This is a genomic window from Natronorubrum sediminis, from assembly GCF_900108095.1.
In the GTDB taxonomy this organism is placed as follows: domain Archaea; phylum Halobacteriota; class Halobacteria; order Halobacteriales; family Natrialbaceae; genus Natronorubrum; species Natronorubrum sediminis.
In genome coordinates this window covers 209180-225275 of sequence record NZ_FNWL01000004.1, presented here as the reverse complement: position 1 = coordinate 225275, position 16096 = coordinate 209180, and the positions used below count along the sequence as shown (strand labels likewise).

Genomic DNA, 16096 nt, shown 5'->3' with positions numbered 1-16096 from the left:
TAGCCGGAAATACGCTCCTATGCCTACGGTACTCGAGACACGTATCGAGAATCGCTTTCGCGTTCAGCCAAATCACGCGAACAACAACGAGACGCTCCATGGCGGCAACCTGATGAAGTGGCTCGACGAGATCGGCGCGATGTCCGCGATGCGCTTTTCCGGCGAGACCTGCGTCACCGCCCGCGTCAACGAACTCGAGTTCGAGCGGCCGATCGGAATCGGTGACACGGCCGTCGTCGAGGCGTTCGTCTACGATACCGGTCGGACGAGCGTGCACGTCGGTCTCCGAGCGTGGCGTGAAACCCCAACGACCGGTGAGATGGAGCGAACGACGGAGTCGTCGTTCACGTTCGTCGCGATCGACGAGGACGGCTCTCCAGTCGCCGTTCCGGAACTCACGGTCGACTCAGAGCGAGGACGAAAACTCCGAGAACGAATGCTCGAGACCGAAGCCGAGTCGTAATCAGCCCGCGCCATCCCAACCGGCCAGCAGAACAGTCTTCCACGGCTCTGTTGAAATGCGCTGTGAGCGATGAGTCTGAATCCCGGTGGTGAAGACATGTCCTGTATTTAGCAGTCGGTGCGTTGGTTTTAGCAGTCGAAACGTTAGTTTCACGCTGGCGTTCGTAAGTCAACATCTCAGTGCCGACGCTAGCGATAGTTTGGTCAAACTAGGTATAGTGAGAGAGATTCGTTTGAGAGCAAAACCAGCAGACAGCAGGTGCGTCTCTGCGTTCGTTACTGGAAGGAACGAGGAGGGGCGTCTGTGCGTACGTAAAGGCAAGGTTCGCGAGATGCGCCCTCAAGACTCGCGCCACTTGTGGCTACACTCGACGCAGGTGAACAGTCGAACCTCATAGGAACCGCCCGGCTTCGGCATCATCTCGTAGTAGGCCCAGTCGCTGTCACAGTCGTCCGCTGGACAGGGTTCTTGCATCGTCTCAGTGGAGCCTTGGGTCGCGTCGGCCACGACGGGTGCCTCGTCGTCCTGTTGGTCCTCCTGGATCGACATTGCCGCTTCTGCTTGGGAGTCCCGCGGGTCCTCGTTCTCACATGAGCGACACACCCACGTGTCGCCCTCCGTATGCATCATCGACCCACACCCGTCGCAGAATTGCATTGTAAACGAATCTACGCAAGTGGCAGATATAGGTTTGTCATTCGACGACGTTCAGAGATCAGCGAACTGGACCAAACGATTCGATCTGACTGAATCTACAGGAACTGGTGTGCAAGATTCGCGACGTGTATTCAACACGCAGTTCCTGTCAAGATTGACGGTTTCGAGAGCGCCCCTTTCACCGATCTTGCATTGGATGCTCGAAAGAATCAGTCTCGAGCAACCGATTCTTCGTTCTCTTCGCCCGTTGTCTCTTCGTCGGGTTCGGATGGCTGCTCGAGTTTTCGCAGGCGAGCTTTCATGATGCGGGTGTTTTCGACGCCCTCGACGGTGATCCGGACGCCGTCGAAGGTGATCTCCTCGCCTTCCTCGACGAGACGACCCGCGCGATTGAAGATAAAGCCGGCGATGGTCTCGAACTCCTCGCCCTCGGGAAGTTCGATATCGAGGGCTTCGTTGACGTCCTCGATGTTGACCTCGCCGCGGACGATGACGGCCCGGTCGTCGACCTCCTCGATCGGTTCGTCCTCGCCGGATTTGAGGATCTCGCCGACGATCTCCTCGATCATGTCCTCGACGGTCACGAGTCCCTCCGTGGTCCCGAACTCGTCGATGACGATGGCCATGTGCATCCGGTTTTCGCGCATCTCCGTGAGGAGTTCGTCGACGTTCTTCGACTCGGGGACGTGTAAGGTCGGTTGGATCAGGTCCTCGAGTTCCAGATCATCGGCGTCCGTCTCGCCGTAGTTCAGGTCGCGAACGAGGTCGCGGATGTGAACGACGCCCTGAACGTTGTCGAGACTACCTTCGTAGACCGGAACGCGGGCGTGACCGCTCTGGATGCAGGTTTCGATGGCCTCGTCGATGCTCGCGTCTTTCGGGACGGCGGTCATGTCGAGTCGGGGCGTCATCACCTCCTTGACGATAGTGTTGTTGAAACGGAAGATTCGCTGGAGCATCTCGTGTTCTTCTTCGGCGAGCACACCCTCGCGTTCGCCCGACTCGATCATCTCCTGAATTTCGTCGCGGGTGACGTACGGCGACTCGATCGCCCCCGTCGAACCGGTCAGTTTGTTCACCTGGCGAGTGAGGTAATCGAAGAGGACGATGAGCGGGTAGAGGAGGTACTCGGTCGCTTTCAGGGGCTTCGAGATGCGGATGGCCCACGATTCCGTGTTTTCGACCGCGTAGGATTTGGGGACGCTCTCACCGAACAAGAGGACGATCGCAGTGATGCCGAACGTCGCCAGCAAAACGGCCGACAATCCGCCGAAGTACAGTCCCAATAGGGCAGTCGCGATCGACGACATCGCGATGTTGACGATGTTGTTGCCGACGAGGATCGTCACCAGCAGTCGGTGTGGGTCGTCCTTGAGCGCCTTGACCAGACTCGCTCCGGGGACCTCATCCTCGACCATCCCCTCGAGACGGTGTTTTGGGAGATTGAACATCGCAATTTCCGAGGAAGAGAAGAATCCGGAGAGTGCGATGAGGATCGTTACTGCGAGCACCCCGAGAACGGTCACCGTCGTCTGATCGATCTCGAGTCCCGCGACGGGAACTTCATACGCCGCAAACACGATCCCAGACAGCAGAGACGTCGCCATTGATGTGGGACTTAATAGCCGAACCGGTTAACCGTTTACCATTTACGGGTCGCCGCGAGCCAGACATCTCTACAGGGGAGGAGGAAGCGATACGAACGCCGCCGACGACACGTTTACCAGATCGGTTCCCGTACAACCGGGTATGGGAGATACGCACGGTACAGACACCGACGCGCCGATCACGTTCTATCGTCTGCAGGCGTGTCCGTACTGCGAACGCGTCACTCGAGTGCTCGAAGACGCCGGTCTCGAGTATCACTCACGATTCGTCGAACCGCTACACTCCAAACGCGACGTCGTCAAACGCGTCGCCGGCGTCCGTACGGTTCCCGTCATCGTCGACGAGAACACCGGCGTCACGATGGCCGAGAGTGCGAACATCGTCGACTATCTCGAGTCGACCTACGACCCCGACGGTGAGAACGCGAACGCGAACAGAAACGGAGGGGGGCACTAGTGCCCGACTTCGAAGTCGTCGAACTCGGCTCCGCCAACCATCCGACGCCAGGGGAGGCCATCGAGGACTTCACGCGGCCGCTGGTTACCGACGAGTTCTGGGAGGATCGCCAGCTATCCGAACTGCTCAGCGAGGAAGGACGCACAATCGTCGTGTTCACCCCGATGATCGGCTCGTTCGTCGGCACCTACATCTGGAGCGAACTCGAGGAGCGAGCGTGGGCCGAGCGGGCGAATTCGGTCGTCGGCGTCACCGCCTCGACGCCCTACGGAATTTCACAGTTTCTCGAGGAAAACGAGCTCCCGTTCACGCTCTTTGCCGACCCGAGCAACGATGTCGCGGCCGCCTACGGCATCGACCACGATCTCGACGGGATGGCCGGCGTCAGCGAGCCGCGAGTAGCGTTTTTCGCCGTCGAACCGGATCTGACCGTCGACGCCGCCTGGGTCGCGACCGAGTGGCCCGAGTTCCCCGACTACGACGCCCTCGAGTCGGAACTCGGCCTCGAGTCGCGGTAGAACGGATACGGCTCCAGCGACGGAGGCTGGCCACCCAAGGACGCTACGTTTTTGGCCCAGACGCGGCGACGCTACTGTATGGACACGGTGGACGCGGAGACGCTCGAGCGAGGCGCAGCGGCGATCCGTGCGGGGGAGTTGGTCGTGTATCCCACCGAGACGGTCTACGGACTGGGAGCCGACGCGCTCGACGCTGACGCCGTCGAGCGCGTCTTCGAGGTGAAAGGGAGGGATCGGTCGAAGCCGGTCTCGTTTGCTGTCCCATCGTTCGAGACGGCCGTCGAGGCCGAGTACGTTCACGCGAACGAGCGCGAACGCGCCTTCGCGGCGGAGTTCCTCCCGGGACCGGTGACGGTGCTCTGTGAACGCGGCGAGGCGATTCCGGACGTGCTCACCGCCGGCGCGGACCGCGTCGGCGTGCGCGTTCCCGACTGCGAACCCGCACTCGCACTACTCGAGCGGGCGGCACGACCAATCACGGCGACGAGTGCAAACGTCAGCGGTGAGCCAAGCGCCCGCCGCGTCGCCGATATCGGCTCGCAGGTTCGAAACGCGGCGTTCGTAGTCGGGGCCGACCAGCTGTACGCGTCTGGTCGCGAAACGGACGAAGTGAACGAAACGACCGACGGTGACGACGAAGCCGACAGGGACGAAGCGAACAACGGGGACGAACGAACCGAAAGCACCGTCGTCGACGTTTCGACGGGAACGATCCACCGCCGCGGAGCGAACGCGGCAGCGATCGACGCGTGGCTCGAGAATAACTGATCGCGAAGCGCGTTAGTCGGCCGCCTGTTCGTGGTCGGCGTGAGCGTGCTGGTCACAGCCGAGAGCGCTGATTGCGAGGCGAGCGCTTTGGCGAAACAGTGAATCGACAAATCGGAGGACGTTTCTGGGACCTGTCTGGACGCCAGGTGAGCGATAGCAAACGATCAACGACCACATGATCGCGACGCCGGCGGACCCGAGCGCAGAGAAGGTCATCCCCATCGTCGCGTACGTGAAGGCGTAGATGCCACCGATCGTCATCGACGGAACGCTCGAGCCGAGCGGGATTCGGGCGGAGGTATCTCGGATCGTCGGTGCGAGGAAGACGATCGAGAGAACGCTTCCAGCGAGAAACACAAGGTCTTGCCACATCATCGTAGAACGCATTACTCGGTTTTGAGTAAAAGTCTGACGGTCCGGGAGCGGTCGCCTTCCGGAATCGTCCCGAGAGAGGAGTATCACGGCATCTAACCTGTATTTTAGAATCCGAGTAACGAGCGAAGCGTCCGGGTTCGGACGCCACACTTCGTCGCGAACTCGCAGGCGGAACACTTCGATCGATTGGTCGTTCGAGCCGGCGGGCCGTCGAGTTCCCGAACCGAGCGAAGGACTCGTCGATACCGGGCTTTTCGACGCGTCGAGAGTTTGATTCGTCGAATTACCCCGTGAGCGGGATACTCGAGCCAGGCGTGCTCGACTCGCTGGTCGTGTTCCCACGACAGCGCCTTGGCGGCTCCGACGGCGTGGACCGACTGAGAGTCCCAGACCCCCTGTTCTGGAGGGGAACCGGTCGAAATCAGGACGGGCTCGAGTGGGTCCTCGAGAACCTTGTGGACGATACCGTGGCAGTCGCGGCCAGCGACGTAGGTGTTTTGCACACTCGCCGCCGTGAGTCGATTCCAGTGGCCGCGCGCTTCGAGTCTGTCTCTCGTCGCCCCGAGTCGCTCGCGATACTGGATCGGAGTGGCGGCGATCGGTTCGGCCTCGAGTGCGCCCGCTGGAGCGCTCAGCAGTTCGGGATAGCGCGTCGCGAGGTTTCGAATCGAGTCGACGACGGGCGGCGGTTCACCGTCGTCGTCGCTCGTCTGACGATAGTAGCACTTTCGCGGACAGTACGCGGCCGTCCGCAGATCGCTCAACGAAACGAGGGCTCGAGTCACGGACGCTCTGGCCGCCCGTTGGTATAAAAAACAGTGGCGGCTGTTCGGTGGAACAACGTTGCAACGTGCCAGCGGTGGCAGACGGAGCGTTAGAAGTCTACGTCCGTTTCCATCCCTTCCGTCGCGTCCTCGAGGCCGTCCTCGCGAACGTCGCTAGCCATTCGTTCGGAGAGGTCCGCATCCGCGAGGATGCTGTCGAACTCGTCTCGGTAGCGATCGTTGGCGGCCCGAGACTCGTCGGTCGCCGTCGCGACCCGTCGGTAGCGACTGATCTGGTCCTCGCTGACGTCGTACTCCTCGGCGAGCGTCGCATCGTCTTCCTCGCGCTCTCGGATAGCGACGAGGTCGACTTCGTCGGCGTCGTCGTCTCGAACGAGGTGCAACGAGAGGCGGGCGTCGAACGCCGTCTCGGGATCGATACCGACGTCGTCGGCAATTTCTTCGTCGGTCTCGCCATCGTAAAATGCCGTCGCCACGTCGGCGAGTTCGTCGTTCGAGAGGGTGGTATCGAACTCGTAACGCTCACGCATCTGCTGGACGACGCTCTCGAGGCGCTCTTCGACCGTTCGCTCGTCGCGCTCGAGTGATCCGCGCGTGTTTTCCTGGGATTCGGTGACCGTCGCGTCGCCGTCGGTGACGTCGGTAAAGATATCGCGGAGTTCCTCCGTTTTGTCGTTCATGGATGGTCATTCGCGACGGGTGGCTATTTAAGCCTGTTGCCAGCTTACGTTGGCGTCTCGATCACGCATAGAAAACAATTATAAACTCTGAATAGGGTGGAAATTTTCACAAGAAGGCGGGGCAATTGTCTTCGAGGGTGTGTGACAAGAATTAAGTCACAGCCCCCCACGTCATTGTATATGAACGTCATAGCACAGTCGGAGGTGGGACGGGAAACCTACCTGGGAATTGGCAGCGTGGGGTACGCGCTGTTCTATCTTCTCGTGGTGATTACGCTTTCCGTCTTGGCCTACGGCATCTACCAGCGATTCAGTCGCTACGCCGAGGGTGACGACGACCCGTTCGCCAGAGTCAACGAGCTACCGAGTCGCATCATCAGCGCGACAAAGATCGTCCTCTCGAACGAGAAACAGTTCAACAGGGATCTCTACGGCGGGCTGATGCACTCGTTTATCCTCTGGGGTTTCCTGACGCTGCTCATCGCGACGCTCATCATCGGCTTCGAGCAGTACACGACGGAACTCATCTTCGGGTTCGTCTTCTGGGAAGGTGACTTCTATCTCTCCTACCAGTTCATCGTCGACGCGATGGGGCTGCTGTTCGTCGTCGGGATCGGAATGGCGATGTACCGACGCTACTGGGTCCAGAACCACCGTCTCTGGGGCCGTCACACCTCGAACGAAGACGATATCTTCATCTGGACGCTGTTCGGGCTCGGCGTGGGTGGCTTCCTCCTCGAGGGCGCGCGAATTTACGCAACCGGCATGCCAGATCACGAGGTTGTGAGCTTCGTCGGCTACGGAATCGCCATACTCTTTCAGGCGATCGACCTGCCGACGACCGGCGCCGCACTCGAGGCATCCACCGGTGGTGCGAGTTACAGCGCAGTGAGCAACCTCGGCTACAACGCCGAGACGCTCCACTGGCTGGTCTGGTGGAAACACTCGCTGCTCGCATTCTTCTTCATCGCGTGGATTCCCTACGCCAAGCCGTTCCACATGATCTCCTCGTTCGCGAACGTCGTCACGCGCGACGAGAAAGCCGGCGCTCGGCTGCCAAACGTTCCGTCGGACCTCGACGCGACCAACGCCGAATCCATCGACGACTTCACCTGGAAGGAAATTCTCGACCAAGACGCCTGTACCAAGTGTGGTCGCTGTTCGTCGGTCTGTCCCGCAAAGGCCTCCGACCGACCCCTCGACCCGCGAAACGTCATCCTCGACCTGAAGAAGTACCGCGAGGAACTCGACGCCGGCGGCGAGGAAAAACCGATCGTCGCCGACGGTGGCACGAGCGTCATCAACACCGAGACGATGGAGTCCTGCATGGCCTGTATGGCCTGTATGGACGCCTGTCCCGTCGAAATCGAACACCTCCAGTCGTTCACCCGGCTCAACCGCCAGATGACCGACCAGGGAGACATCTCGAGTTCCATGCAGGACGTCTTCCAGAACGTCATGCAAAACGGCAACACGTTCGGCGACAGTCCACGAAACCGCGGTGACTGGGCCGACGACCTCGAGTTCGACGTTCCCGACGCCCGCGAAGAGGAGGTCGACTACCTCTGGTACGTCGGCGACTTCCCAAGCTACGACGAGCGCAACAAGCAGGTCGCCCGTTCGCTGGCGACCATCCTGCAAGAAGCCGACGTCAGCTTCGGCATCCTCTTCGACGACGAGAAGTACGACGGCAACGACATTCGCCGCGTCGGCGAGGAGTTCCTCTACGTCGAACTCGCCGGTCACCACGTCGAAACGTGGGAAGACTGCGAGTTCGATAAGATCGTCTGTACGGACCCACACTCCTACAACACGTTCAAGAACGAGTATCCGGAGGTCGACTTCGAAGAGTTCGCCGACGATCCGATGATGCCCTTCGAGTACGAAGACGAGTGGAACGCAGACGGCGAAATCGACGTCCTTCACTGGACCCAAGCCGTCGAAGAACTCGTGACCGAGGACAAACTCGAGCTGTCGGGCACCGAACTCGACTACACCGTTACCTACCACGATCCGTGTCACCTCGGGCGGTATAACGACGAGTACGAAGCGCCGCGCGAACTCATCCGCGCAACGGGCTGTGAACTCGACGAGATGCCACGCAACCGCGACAACTCGTTCTGTTGTGGTGGCGGCGGTGGCGGGCTCTGGATGGACTTCGAAGAAGAGCCAAAGCCGAGTGAAGAACGAATCCGCGAAGCGCTCGAGGACACCGACAACGGTCCTGACGTCGAGAAGTTCGTCGTCGCCTGTCCGATGTGCATGACGATGTACGAGGACGGCCGCAAGACCGGCGGCTACGAGGACGACATCGAAATCGTCGACGTCGCTGAACTCATCGTCGAAGCCATCGGTGCGGAAGAAAAGGCTGATCTCGAGGTCGCGGCGGACTAACGACGAACTCGAGGGTGCACTTGTTTTCCGATCGGTTTTGCAAGGGCGACACTACGTTCTGAGTACGACGGATAGACGTGAGTCAAAGCGATGCAGGGTCGACGCGTTTGACACACTGACGCGACGCCGAAACCGCACAGAAATTCAATCAGAACAGCCAAGCGACGCCGACGCGTCGCTGCTGGCCTCGGCGGAGACGCTACCTTCGTTCATTTCGCGGGCGAACTCGAGGAAGTTCTCGAAGACGAGCTTGGCTTCACAGGCCTGTTGATAGTTCTCCTCGGTGATCTCTTCGAGGACGGACTGGCGGCGCTCGTCGGAGAGGTCCTTGCGGTGGACGAGTTCGCGGGCGGTCTTCGTGTCGTACTCGGGGTGAAATTGGACGCCGAAGACGCGATCCTTGCGGAACCCGTGATTGGAGTAGTGATTCTCCGCGAGGGGCGTTCCACCGGGTGGGAGTTCCGAAACTTCGTCCGAGTGGCTGGTGAACGCGAGAAAGTCCTCACTGATCCCATCGAAGAGCCGCGAGTCGGACTTGAGGCGGTCTATCTCGCTGTAGCCAACCTCGTAGGCACCCATATCCTCGACGGTGCCCCCGAGGACGTCGGCGAGAAGTTGGTGGCCCCAACAGACGCCGAGGAACGGAATGTCGCGATCGATTGCGTCGGCGACCCACTCCTTGGTCGCCTGCATCCACGCTTCGTCCCAGTACACTGACGTTCTCGAGCCGGTAACGACGGCTGCATCGAACTCGAAGTTGGCCGGGACCTCACCCGAAGAGATATCGAATTCAGCGATAGAGGCGTCCAGTTCGCGCCGGAAGTTTCGTGTCGTGTTCTCGTCCTGTTGGGCTGCGTTCAGGACGGCAATACGAAGCTGAGTCATCGTTCCGTAATGACTACTCTGAAGGGATAGTCTTTCTGTCCGTCGTCGGCGTTGCCGCAACCACGGACGGCGATGAGTTTTTGCTCGAGGGCCTCGCCGACGAGTTGGGGCGGGTACTGTCATCGAAGCTGGTAGTCTCCGTCTTCGGTTCGCCGAACCGACTGTTCGGTGTGAAGCCAGCCGTCTGAAAGCTGTGCGTCTCCGTCGACCTCGTCGGATTCGTCCCCAGAACCGCTGTCGTCGACTGTCTCACGTTGTCGCTCGAGATTCACGGTCCAGTTTCCGTCCGCGATACCGGCAGGATCGACGTAACCGTCGGCGACGACCGAGCCCGAGAGTTCGAGGTCGCCCTCGCCGTCGCCAGCGAGGACGCTACCCGCGTCGTCGACGATTCGGGCGCGACAGTTCACGACCGGGCGGCCGACGACCCGAGAGGCAGTCTCCGTCGCGTCGTCGTCGGTCCCGTCGAACGACTGGCTCAACGCGGTCGGGCACTCGAGTCGTCCGTACGCGTTGGCGAGCGAGACGCCGGCGTCTCGATACCGAGTTCGAGCGTCGTCGGACATGGAGTGCTCGACGACGGTTCGCTCGAGTGACGCCGCGGCCTCCGCAAATCCGGGTTCAGCTGCGAGTTGTTCCAACGGACGTGAGTTGCCGGCCAGAACCGTCGCGCGTTCGTCGGCGATCGCTGTCAGGGTGTCACCGGGGTCGAACGCCCTGTCGAGCAACACGGTCCCCCCGACGTACAACAACGGCAACGCGACCCGAACGAGTCCAGCCACGCTCGAGAGAGGTGCCACGAGCGGGGCGACGTCGGTCCGCGAGAGGTCCCAGGTGAGAAGCGCCGAGATGCAGTTCCACTCGAGTGTGCGTTCGGTGTAGCCCACGACCGGTCGACCCTCGGTACCGTGGAAAATCGCCAGAGGCGTCCGGGTGTCGTCGCTGTGGCCATCGGGTTCGTCACGACCGTCGTGGTCGGCCCCGTTTTCGTCGGATATCGGTGCTCGATCGGCGTTCGCGAGTTCCTCGAGTGTGACCGATCGGTCGAACGGAATCGACCGGACGAGGTCGCGCTGGGCGGCTTCCGATACGACGAGGTCGGGATCGAGAACCGCGAACGGGCGCTCGACGGTCACCGGTGTGAGCCAGTGGGAAATCGGTGCGAAGGCGGCCTCAAGTCGACGGCAGGCGAAGCAAATCGCCAGCGAGGCGACCCGGTTTCGCGTGAGGAGACAGACGGTGTCACCGGCACCGATGCCGAGTGCTGTCAGGTGTTGTGCAGTTCGGTCCACGATCGCCGCGAGTTCTCCGTACGTGACCCGGTTTTCGTGTATCGTTTCTGCGGGGGCATACAATCGCTCCTCGGAGGTATCGACGACTGCCGTTCGATCGGGAAATCGCTCCGCCCGACGTGCCATCGAAAGTGTCACGGATACGCATACCACACTTCCCCCCGTAGTAGCCGGGGAGTCACTCGCAAGCCCATATTACCGAAATCGGTTCGACGGCGGAGACTGTTCACTCGGCGTCGACGTGCGCCTCGAGAAAACCCGCCAGCCGATCGTTGACCGTCCGCGAACGCTCGATAAAGCAGAGGTGGCCCGCTCCCTCGAGTTCGACGTACTCGCCGCGGGGGAGTCCGTTCGCCAGTTTTTCGCCAGCGGCGGGTGCGACCAATTCGTCCGCTCCGCCGTGGAGCACCTGCGTCGGCTGTGTGACCTCGATTAGCCAGTCCGTCGCGTCGAACTCCTCGAGTGCGGCCAATTGTGCATCCCAGCCCGCTCGGTCGGCGTCGCCGTCGGCCCGCCAGTCGACGATGCCGTCGCGGACGTCCGTCTGAGCCTCCAGAAAGGCGTCCGAAAACGCCGTCTCGAGCGACGTTCGCAGCGCCTCGTCGTCTTCGGGGGACGCGGCGAGGGACTCGAGGTCGAACGCGTCGGCTCGCGGAGCGGTTCCGAAGAGCGTCAACGTCTCGACGCGACTCGAGTCTCGAGCGGCCCGCAGCGAGATCGCACCACCGAGACCGCAGCCGACGAGGTGGGCGTTCGTGATCTCACACTTGGCGAGGACGGCTTCGAGGTCCGACACGAGGTCCTCGAGGCTGTACGGGCCGGGCGGTGCGTCGGAGCGACCCGTCCCGCGAAGGTCCCAGACGACGGTTTCGGAGGGGCCGGCGAGGGCAGCGTGTTGCCAGCCCCAGAGCCAGCCACCGAGGCCGGCCTCGGAGACGAAGACGACCGATTGGCCCTCGCCCTCGCCCTCGCGGTCGTAGTGCAGCGAGACGGAGCCATTCGTTGTGGTGGGCATAGAAGAACGGTGTGGCTGGAGGAAGGCGACGGTTTCGGATTCGTACGCTGGCTGTCGAGATAGCCTGCTACTCGTGTAGTGCCCGAACTCGATCTTCGATCCACTCGAGCACGGCGAAGCAGACACCTAAATGATGTTCGGCCTCGAGCGAAGACGGCTCTACAGTTGCGGACGCCTCCGGTGGCGGATGGTAGTGTTCTCGAGGCGCCTCTGGTTTTGGGTGTCGGTCCCAGCGACACTGCCAGGGCTCGTCTTCGCGGCTCTCGAAATAGTGGACTGTGTAGTCGCCGCCGACGAACCACCGAATATCGACGCGAACATCGCGTACTGTGGACGGATACTGCGTTCCGTCTAACTGTAATTCGAGAACGCGCGGAGAAATTGTATCAGGCCGGAACTTCCACGTCGAAACGAGCGAATGCGTCGCTGCACGCTGTGCGAGTACTTCGAGCGTCGGAACATCGAGAGGACCGCTCGGAGTTTCGTCTCGCCCCGTCACGTCTTCGACTGGATTTGGCCGTCGTTTGCTGATTCGGCTCGCTGAACGGCGCGTTTCAGAACGGTGATGTCCTGACGAATGGTCCGCCACGTTGTGAGGTCGTCCCACTGGTCGTGAAGTGCTTCGTGATCTTCGAGGGCATCGTCAGAGACGACGACTGCATCCGGATCCGGGACCCCATACGTTTCCTGAAGGTCCTGATCTGCGTCGATGAGTTCTGCCAACCGCGACCGAAGTTCGCCGACGCTGTGTTCGCGTGCAAGCGTCTCGACACGTTTCCACTGGAAGTACGATGGGTTACGCTGATACAGCGTCGGTCGCGCCCCGGTTTGTTCTGCAATTCCCATCTCGACGAGTTGCTCGAGTGAGTGACGGGCACCGGTCTCGGAGCAGTGTGCCCTCTCTGCGAACTCCTGTGCAGAAACGGGATCGGTCGTGCCGACGAGAATATCGTAGACGCGTTGAAACGTCGTTCGATCTGAATCCCACTGTCCCGACGGATCGGTTGAGGGGGTTGATCGTTCCGTCATAGTTCCCCTTCGAGGAATGAGAGTATATATCTTTTCTAGAGCGCAGATATATGATCCCGTACCGAACGGTGTGGAGAGCTAATCGGAGGATCTCAGCGTACGGGCAGGGAGAATGAACGCCAACGGTCTGAATCATGCTGAGCGCTACCGTTCTTTGAGATAGCAGGTAATCGAGTACGACGTAAAACGCTATCAATGGCACTCAAGCCTCGAGAGCCCGCTTCGTGTCAGGTCCATATACGCCGATGGCTCGGAATAGCAACCGAAACCAGAACCACAGCCCAAGCACCCAGATCGGAGCACCAATACCGATCAGTTCTTCCGCAAAAAGAACACCACACGATCAACGACAGAGCCTCGAGTCGCTCAGGCGTCCTGGACCTGTCGCAAGATATCCGGTGCGTCCTCGAGCGTCCCGTCCAGATCCTCGACGTTCGGGCCGCCGCCCTGTGCGAAGTCCGGCGGACCGCCGCCGCCACCGCCGACTCTCGAGGCGAGTTCGCCGACGACTTCGCCGGCGTTGACGCCGACGCCGTCGGGCACCGAGACGACGAACTGGGCGCTGTTCTGGCCGCTTCCCAGCACCGCGATCTTGCCCGTCTCGCTGATGGCGTTCGCCGTCGCGCGGAGTTCGTCGACGTCGGCGTCGATGCGGTCGACGACCGCGGTCGTCTCGCCGACCTCGACCTCTTCGGCGTCGCCACCGCCACCGGCTCGAGCCGCGGCGAGTTGTTCGGTCAGATCGTCGATTTCCTTGCCGCGGTCCTTCCACTCCTCGAAGAACCGTTCGGCGGTCTCGGGGACGTCTTCTGGCGAGACGTCCAGAATCTCGGCGGCCTCGTAGAGTGCGTCTTCTTTGCGTTGGGTCGCCTCGAGGGCGGCCTCGCCGGCGGCGAACGTGATTCGCTCGACGCCGTCTTGAACGCGCTCGGTGGAGAGCACTTTGATCGTGCCGATTTCGCCGGTTCGGGCGACGTGAGTGCCACCGCAGGCCTGGACGTCGTCGTCGACGTGGATCAGGCGGATCTGCTCGCCCGGCGGAATGCCCCCCTGATAGAGGCCGAAGCCGTGTTCCGATTCGGCGTCGTGACGGTCGGGCCACTCCTGGGTGACTGCGGTGTTGTCCATCACGATGTCGTTTGCCAGCGACTCGATGCGCTTGACGTCCTCGCGGCTGATTCGGTCGTAGTGGCGCATGTCGATCCGGGAGCTGTCGACGCCCTTCTGGGCACCAGCCTGTCGGATGTGCTCGCCCAGAATCTGGCGTGCGGCGTGGATGACGATGTGGGTGGCCGTGTGGTGGCGCATCAACTGCCGGCGTCGGCCGGCGTCGAGTTGGCCGTTGGCGAACTCGCCCTTGCCCGGGCGCTCGTCGGTTCGATGTAGGATGACACCGTCTTCGATCTGGACGTCCGTGACTTCGACCGTCGTATCGTCCGTCGAGAGCGTTCCCGTATCGGCGGGCTGACCCCCGCCTTCGGGGTAGAACATCGTCTGGTCGAGGACGACGTCGTAGCCCTCCTCGCGCTCGAAGACGTCGAGGACGACGGCTTCGAACTGCGTGCGCTGTTGATCGTCGTAGTAGAGTTTCTCCGTCTTGGGGAGGTCCTCGAAGCGTTCGTCTTCCTCGTCCTCGGCCGCGTCGATGGCCTCGGGCGTATCGTGGCGCTTCGCGACGAGACTGTAGAAGTCGTCGGGAACGTCGACGTCCGCTCCCGCTTCGTCGGCGATCTCGGCGACCATATCGGGCTGGATGCCGTGGGAGTCGTAGAGTTCGATGAGTTCCTGGGTCGGAATCGCTTCGCCTTTCTTCGCGTACTCCTCGGCGAGCGCCTCGACGCGACGGCCCCCGCGCTCGAGCGTCTCGCGGTACTTCTCAACCTCGGTTCGGACGATGTCGCGGATGGTGTCTCGGTTCTCGTACTCGAGGCGCTCGGCTTGCATGTCGACGAGTTCGTCCAGTGGCGCGTCGACGCCGACGTTGTCACAGAGGCGTTTCGTCCGTCGGAGGACCATCCGTGCGAGGTAGCCCGTCCCGACGTTCGAGGGGACGATGCCGTCCCCGAGCATGTACGCGAGGGTGCGACAGTGATCGGCGATGGCATAAATGTCCTCGAGGGGCTCCATTAGCTCCTCGAGGGCGGCGGCATCGACGTCGAGTTCGGCGGCGATCTCGCCGCGAGCGGTCTCCATGTCCTCGGCCTCGTCGATGTCCATGTGGCCGGCGAGTTTCGCTGCGCGGTAGACGAGTTCCGCCTGGTCGTCGGTGTGGTCGATGTCGGCGTTGTCCTTCAGAAACTCGATCATGTCCGGATAGATCGCCTCGTAGACCGTCGGCGTGCCCTGAGACACCCAGGCCCAGCGCTCGAGCCCGTAGCCCGTGTCGACGATGTAGGTGTCCATCGGGCTGTAGCGGTTGCCGTCTTTCATCTCGTACTCGCCCTCTGGATCCTGTTCCATGGACATGAAGACGAGCGTCGCGAGTTCGACGCCGCGGTAGATGACTTCGATGGCGGGGCCCGCGTTGCCGCCGCCGACCCACGGATCTTCGATGTAAATGACTTCTTCGAGGTCGATGCCGAGAGACTCGAAGAAGCCGTCACAGAGTTCGACGGTACGGTCCTTCCAGTAGACTTCGCCCTGATAGGCGTACTGGTCGGGGTCGTCGAGGTCCTCGCGTGCGTTGAAGGCGTGGTGGGCCATCATCTCGAAGGCCATCGTGTGCCGACCCGTCTTGCCGACGTTGTCGATGTCCTGCATCCGAATGCACGGCTGAGAGACCGTCAGCGGGTTCGCCGGCGGCGGCGTCTCGCCGCTCGTGACGAGGGGCTGGAAGTCGTAGATCGACGCCTGGGTCAACAAGACGTCGTCTCGCCAGCGATTGGCCGCAACGGGGTAGGGATCGATGCGCTCGTGGTCGTGATCCTCGAAGTACGAGAGGAACACCTCGCGCATCTCTTCGAGAGTGTATTCTTCCTCGAACCCGGAGTTGTCGATGAAGTCGTACTCTTCACACGGCGGCTCACCGCAGGTCTCCCGGCCGTGGTCGCGAGTCCAGAAGTGCGCGCCACATGAGGGACACTCCTTGCGCTCGAAGCCTTCCTCCTCGAAGTACTCGAGGCGGTACGCGTCCGCCAGTTCGCTCATTGTACCTGTGTTGGCGAGCCAGCG

Annotated in this window: 15 protein-coding genes; 5 read left to right on the top strand and 10 right to left on the bottom strand. The window is 61.5% G+C overall.

Annotated elements, in window-relative coordinates; all coding sequences use genetic code 11:
• The first annotated feature begins 19 nt into the window (after positions 1-19).
• Positions 20-463 carry an acyl-CoA thioesterase gene (locus tag BLW62_RS16155; protein ID WP_076583307.1) on the top strand — a complete coding sequence of 148 codons (444 nt, stop codon included), beginning with the start codon at positions 20-22 and terminating at the stop codon, positions 461-463.
• Between the two features lie 339 nt (positions 464-802).
• Here BLW62_RS16155 and BLW62_RS16150 read toward each other — a convergent pair whose 3' ends face one another.
• Both BLW62_RS16150 and BLW62_RS16145 read right to left on the bottom strand, forming a co-directional pair.
• Complete coding sequence (locus BLW62_RS16150) at positions 803-1120, bottom strand: RPA12/RPB9/RPC11 RNA polymerase family protein (protein WP_090508066.1); 318 nt, start codon at positions 1118-1120, stop codon at positions 803-805.
• A 209-nt stretch (positions 1121-1329) separates the two neighbouring features.
• The gene (locus tag BLW62_RS16145) at positions 1330-2727 is read right to left on the bottom strand and encodes a hemolysin family protein (protein ID WP_090508065.1); all 1398 of its coding nucleotides are present in this window, start codon (positions 2725-2727) and stop codon (positions 1330-1332) included.
• Between the two features lie 142 nt (positions 2728-2869).
• Here BLW62_RS16145 and BLW62_RS16140 point away from each other — a divergent pair, with 142 nt between their 5' ends.
• The 3 genes from BLW62_RS16140 to BLW62_RS16130 all read left to right on the top strand — a co-directional run bounded on the left by BLW62_RS16140 (position 2870) and on the right by BLW62_RS16130 (position 4470).
• A complete protein-coding gene (locus BLW62_RS16140) occupies positions 2870-3184 on the top strand; it encodes a glutathione S-transferase N-terminal domain-containing protein (RefSeq protein WP_090508064.1) in 315 nt (104 codons plus the stop codon).
• The gene (locus BLW62_RS16135) at positions 3184-3702 is read left to right on the top strand and encodes a redoxin domain-containing protein (RefSeq protein WP_090508063.1); all 519 of its coding nucleotides are present in this window, start codon (positions 3184-3186) and stop codon (positions 3700-3702) included. The genes BLW62_RS16140 and BLW62_RS16135 overlap by 1 nt, the downstream gene beginning before the upstream one ends.
• A 78-nt stretch (positions 3703-3780) precedes the next feature.
• Positions 3781-4470 (top strand): L-threonylcarbamoyladenylate synthase, encoded by a 690-nt coding sequence (locus BLW62_RS16130; protein WP_090508062.1) that lies wholly within the window; start codon positions 3781-3783, stop codon positions 4468-4470.
• 12 nt (positions 4471-4482) lie between these two features.
• Here BLW62_RS16130 and BLW62_RS16125 read toward each other — a convergent pair whose 3' ends face one another.
• The 3 genes from BLW62_RS16125 to BLW62_RS16115 form a co-directional block, all read right to left on the bottom strand.
• The gene (locus tag BLW62_RS16125) at positions 4483-4845 is read right to left on the bottom strand and encodes a hypothetical protein (protein WP_090508061.1); all 363 of its coding nucleotides are present in this window, start codon (positions 4843-4845) and stop codon (positions 4483-4485) included.
• Positions 4846-4949: 104 nt separating this feature from the next.
• Entirely contained in the window at positions 4950-5630 is a 681-nt protein-coding gene (locus BLW62_RS16120; protein ID WP_090508060.1) for a CRISPR-associated protein Cas4, read from the bottom strand.
• 89 nt (positions 5631-5719) lie between these two features.
• Positions 5720-6310, bottom strand: coding sequence for a conditioned medium-induced protein 4 (locus tag BLW62_RS16115; protein ID WP_090508059.1), 591 nt, complete (start codon positions 6308-6310; stop codon positions 5720-5722).
• A gap of 180 nt (positions 6311-6490) precedes the next feature.
• On the opposite strand from BLW62_RS16115, the gene BLW62_RS16110 reads away from it, so the two are divergent.
• Positions 6491-8704: a (Fe-S)-binding protein gene (locus tag BLW62_RS16110; protein WP_090508058.1), complete on the top strand. Its 2214-nt coding sequence runs from the start codon at positions 6491-6493 to the stop codon at positions 8702-8704.
• A 144-nt stretch (positions 8705-8848) separates the two neighbouring features.
• Here BLW62_RS16110 and BLW62_RS16105 read toward each other — a convergent pair whose 3' ends face one another.
• The 5 genes from BLW62_RS16105 to alaS all read right to left on the bottom strand — a co-directional run bounded on the left by BLW62_RS16105 (position 8849) and on the right by alaS (position 16072).
• Positions 8849-9589: a type 1 glutamine amidotransferase gene (locus BLW62_RS16105; protein ID WP_090508057.1), complete on the bottom strand. Its 741-nt coding sequence runs from the start codon at positions 9587-9589 to the stop codon at positions 8849-8851.
• Between the two features lie 119 nt (positions 9590-9708).
• Positions 9709-11007, bottom strand: coding sequence for a class I adenylate-forming enzyme family protein (locus tag BLW62_RS16100; protein ID WP_175459777.1), 1299 nt, complete (start codon positions 11005-11007; stop codon positions 9709-9711).
• Between the two features lie 100 nt (positions 11008-11107).
• Entirely contained in the window at positions 11108-11896 is a 789-nt protein-coding gene (locus BLW62_RS16095) for an alpha/beta fold hydrolase (RefSeq protein WP_090508055.1), read from the bottom strand.
• Between the two features lie 495 nt (positions 11897-12391).
• On the bottom strand, positions 12392-12925 hold the full coding sequence (locus BLW62_RS18820) for a DUF7342 family protein (RefSeq protein WP_175459776.1): 534 nt from the start codon (positions 12923-12925) through the stop codon (positions 12392-12394).
• Between the two features lie 366 nt (positions 12926-13291).
• Positions 13292-16072, bottom strand: coding sequence for an alanine--tRNA ligase (gene alaS / locus BLW62_RS16080; protein WP_090508053.1), 2781 nt, complete (start codon positions 16070-16072; stop codon positions 13292-13294).
• Between the last annotated feature and the right edge of the window lie 24 nt (positions 16073-16096).

Coding starts and splice junctions, on each gene's coding strand:
- BLW62_RS16155 (WP_076583307.1), top strand. CDS start 20: ATGCCTACGGTACTCGAGACACGTATCGAGAATCGCTTTCGCGTTCAG.
- BLW62_RS16150 (WP_090508066.1), bottom strand. CDS start 1,120: ATGCAATTCTGCGACGGGTGTGGGTCGATGATGCATACGGAGGGCGAC.
- BLW62_RS16145 (WP_090508065.1), bottom strand. CDS start 2,727: ATGGCGACGTCTCTGCTGTCTGGGATCGTGTTTGCGGCGTATGAAGTT.
- BLW62_RS16140 (WP_090508064.1), top strand. CDS start 2,870: ATGGGAGATACGCACGGTACAGACACCGACGCGCCGATCACGTTCTAT.
- BLW62_RS16130 (WP_090508062.1), top strand. CDS start 3,781: ATGGACACGGTGGACGCGGAGACGCTCGAGCGAGGCGCAGCGGCGATC.
- BLW62_RS16125 (WP_090508061.1), bottom strand. CDS start 4,845: ATGATGTGGCAAGACCTTGTGTTTCTCGCTGGAAGCGTTCTCTCGATC.
- BLW62_RS16115 (WP_090508059.1), bottom strand. CDS start 6,310: ATGAACGACAAAACGGAGGAACTCCGCGATATCTTTACCGACGTCACC.
- BLW62_RS16110 (WP_090508058.1), top strand. CDS start 6,491: ATGAACGTCATAGCACAGTCGGAGGTGGGACGGGAAACCTACCTGGGA.
- BLW62_RS16105 (WP_090508057.1), bottom strand. CDS start 9,589: ATGACTCAGCTTCGTATTGCCGTCCTGAACGCAGCCCAACAGGACGAG.
- BLW62_RS16100 (WP_175459777.1), bottom strand. CDS start 11,007: ATGGCACGTCGGGCGGAGCGATTTCCCGATCGAACGGCAGTCGTCGAT.
- BLW62_RS16095 (WP_090508055.1), bottom strand. CDS start 11,896: ATGCCCACCACAACGAATGGCTCCGTCTCGCTGCACTACGACCGCGAG.
- BLW62_RS18820 (WP_175459776.1), bottom strand. CDS start 12,925: ATGACGGAACGATCAACCCCCTCAACCGATCCGTCGGGACAGTGGGAT.
- alaS (WP_090508053.1), bottom strand. CDS start 16,072: ATGAGCGAACTGGCGGACGCGTACCGCCTCGAGTACTTCGAGGAGGAA.